This is a genomic window from Kitasatospora sp. NPDC059803 (assembly GCF_042732255.1).
Taxonomy (GTDB): domain Bacteria; phylum Actinomycetota; class Actinomycetes; order Streptomycetales; family Streptomycetaceae; genus Kitasatospora.
The window spans coordinates 1-2806 of the sequence record NZ_JBHWIJ010000505.1; the positions used below are offsets into that span (position 1 = coordinate 1).

General features: G+C 72.1%; 4 protein-coding genes and 1 pseudogene. 2 read left to right on the forward strand and 3 right to left on the reverse strand.

Annotation, left to right across the window (positions count from 1 at the left end):
• Nucleotides 1-346: 346 nt before the first annotated feature.
• The 3 genes from ACFV6I_RS38815 to ACFV6I_RS38825 all read right to left on the reverse strand — a co-directional run bounded on the left by ACFV6I_RS38815 (nt 347) and on the right by ACFV6I_RS38825 (nt 2113).
• The gene (locus ACFV6I_RS38815; RefSeq protein ID WP_063350142.1) at nt 347-1117 is read right to left on the reverse strand and encodes a 1-acyl-sn-glycerol-3-phosphate acyltransferase; all 771 of its coding nucleotides are present in this window, start codon (nt 1115-1117) and stop codon (nt 347-349) included.
• Nucleotides 1118-1385: 268 nt separating this feature from the next.
• Nucleotides 1386-1811, reverse strand: a complete 426-nt coding sequence (locus ACFV6I_RS38820) for a DUF4395 domain-containing protein (RefSeq protein ID WP_063350143.1) — start codon at nt 1809-1811, stop codon at nt 1386-1388.
• 41 nt (nt 1812-1852) lie between these two features.
• On the reverse strand, nt 1853-2113 hold the full coding sequence (locus ACFV6I_RS38825) for a hypothetical protein (RefSeq protein WP_380430926.1): 261 nt from the start codon (nt 2111-2113) through the stop codon (nt 1853-1855).
• On the opposite strand from ACFV6I_RS38825, the gene ACFV6I_RS38830 reads away from it, so the two are divergent.
• Both ACFV6I_RS38830 and ACFV6I_RS38835 read left to right on the forward strand, forming a co-directional pair.
• On the forward strand, nt 2016-2429 hold the full coding sequence (locus tag ACFV6I_RS38830) for a thioredoxin family protein (protein ID WP_380430923.1): 414 nt from the start codon (nt 2016-2018) through the stop codon (nt 2427-2429). The genes ACFV6I_RS38825 and ACFV6I_RS38830 overlap by 98 nt on opposite strands.
• Before the next feature lie 264 nt (nt 2430-2693).
• Nucleotides 2694-2806, forward strand: a pseudogene (locus tag ACFV6I_RS38835) (electron transfer flavoprotein subunit beta); the annotation flags it as partial.

Sequence of the window (2806 nt, forward strand, 5' to 3'; positions counted from 1 at the left end):
GGCCCCCCACCCGGTGACCAGGGTGCACAGCAGCAGAACCCCCGCACCGGCGCTGGCGCGGGTGCGGGCCTTGGGTGACCTGGGGGACTGCCGTGTGCGGGTCATCCGTGTCATATCCGCTCCGACCTTTCCGACCTCTCCGGCGTTCGCTCCGTCTCCGATGCAGGACGAAGGCCCCTCAAGGGGGCTGTCACTGTGTCAGACGGGGAGCGTCGGCGACCGGGCGACACGCGACGCCTCGCGTTCGGTCGGTCACACGGAGTAGAAGGTCTCGCGGAGTGGCGGTGCGGAGCGGCGGTGCAGGGTGGAGGTGCGGGGCGGACCAGGGACGGGGCTGGTCAGCCCGTCAGCCCCGGGCGGCGCGGCGTTCGGCCTTGGCGAGGGCCTCCGCCTCGTCCTCGGCCTCGGCGACCTCCAGGGTGGGCGCGGTGCCGTCGAGGTGGGTGGGCAGCCACCAGGTGTCGTCCGGGCCGGAGGGCTTGCCGGGGTACTCGCGCTGGGCCTGGTCGAGCATCTCGCTCATGGCCGCGCGCAGCCGTCTGGTGACCATGACGGGCTTGTCGTCCGGGCCGAGGTGAATCGGTTCGCCGATCATGATGGTGACGGGGACGTGGCGCTTGGTCAGGGTCTTCGGGCGGCCCTTGGTCCAGAGCTGCTGGGTGCCCCAGAGGATGACGGGCAGCAGCGGGGTGCCGGAGTCGGCGGCCATCCGGGCGGCGCCGGTCTTGAACTTCTTCAGCATGAACGAGCGGCTGATGGTCGCCTCGGGGAACACCCCGACGACCTCGCCGGCCTTGAGGGCGCGCACGGCGGCCTCGTACGCGGGCTGCCCGTCGGTGCGGTCGACCGGGATGTGCTTCATGCCGCGCATCAGCGGGCCGGAGATCCGGTGCTTGAAGACGTCGTCCTTGGCCATGAAGCGGGTCTTGCGCTTGCCGCCGCGGTAGGCGCCGAGGCCGGCGAAGAGGAAGTCCAGGTAGCTGATGTGGTTGCTGACCAGTACGGCTCCGCCCCTGGCGGGGATGTTCTCGGCGCCTACGATCTTGATCCGCACGTCGAGCGCACGGAAGGCGGTGAGTGCGGCGCCGATCACCGGCGGGTACACGAACTCTGCCACGGTCAGTCCTGACTTCCACGGGCCGGAGCCCGGTACGGCGGGTACCCGCGTCGCTGAGTGGGGGCCGACCGGAGCGCGGCACGCCGCGGCGGTCACGGGTGATTCACGGAGATGATCCCCCGAACGAGTGCCTGCTGTCACCTGAGCCGTGCGGTCAAGCGGATATTCGCGGTGTGATCTCCGTGATGAGTTCGGGTGGGAACTTTTCCCTCCCCGGCGGCCTGGAGGCCCGGTCCGTCCCGAAGGCCCAGGGGGCCCAGGGTTGCGGTCAGGCTCCGGCGCCGAGGCGCCCCTGGGCGCGCCGGACGAGGGGGTAGATCTCGCGGCCGAGGCAGTAGCCGAACGCGGCGTTGAGGAAGGCCGCGGCCAGGGCGACGGCTGTGGCGAGTAGGCCGAGCCAGGCCACCCCGGTGAGGAAGCCGAGGGCGCCGACGGCGGCGAACACCAGGCCGACTCCCTGCGCGAAGCGGGGCGGCCGCTCGTCCTCGGTCTCGGAGGGCGGGGTCAGCCGGGGGAGGAGGAAGGCCTGGTAGAGCCAGCCGTAGGGGGAGAGCCGCAGGCCGCCGAACGCGCCGAGTGCGAAGACGAGGGCCTGGACGGCTAGCAGCACGTCGCTGCCGGTGATGAGGGCGGCGGCCAGGACGACCGAGGTGAGCGCGGCGGCGAAGCGGGGACCGCGAGGGTCGATCTGCACGAGGGCTCCGGGAGGGTCGCGACGGGCGGCGGCGGGGCGCGTCAGCGACAGCGGGTGGTGGTGGCCCGGCCCAGGTCGACGACGCGGCGGGAGGTCAGCAACGGCGGTGCGGTGCGGTCGGATTCCACCCGGCGATCGTACGCGGGCCCGGCCTGGTGGTCGACCTCCCTTTCGGGGCCCGGGGCCGCTGCCGCAGACTGGGGGATGGCCGGGTTGGTGGTGTGCGTCGTCGTGCCGGCGCCGGCGACCGCCTCCTGGCTGCTACGGATACGGCGCGACGGGAGGCTGAGGGTGCGCACCAACGGCGGGGCGGTACGGCTGTCGGAGGCGGAGCTGGGCGGGGCGCTCGGCGAGCGGGCGACGCTGGTTCAGTTCTCGACGGCGTTCTGTCAGCCGTGCCGGGCCACCCGCCGGGTGCTCGCGGAGGTGGCCGGCATGGTCGACGGGGTGGCGCATGTAGAAGTGGACGCCGAGGAGCGGCTGGAGCTGGTCCGCCGGCTGGAGATCCTGCGCACGCCGACCGTCCTGGTGCTGGACGGGGGTGGCCGGGTGGTGCGTAGGGCGGCCGGACTGCCGCGCAAGGTGGACGTGATCGCGGCGCTCGGCGAGACGGTGTGAGCCGGGGCCCCGGCGGTCCTGTGGCGGATATGTAGTCCGATCAGGTGGTGTCGGGGTTGCCCTGGGGCAGGATGGGCGCAGACGGAAGTGCAGCCGCCCGGCCTAAGCTACTGGCCAGTAGTGACCACTGGACTACTGCCGAGTATGCTGCCAGGAAGTTCCGGACCGGCACGGGAACTCGCTGCCCGGAGCGGGTGCGCACCGTGTTCGCGCCCCGCTTGCACAGCCGCAGCCGCCGGACGAGACCAGTACAGGAGACAGGCCGTGAGCTTGAGGATCGTTGTCTGTGTGAAGTACGTGCCGGACGCGACGGGTGACCGTCGGTTCGCGGACGACCACACCACCGACCGGGAGGGTGTGGACGGCCTTCTGTCGGA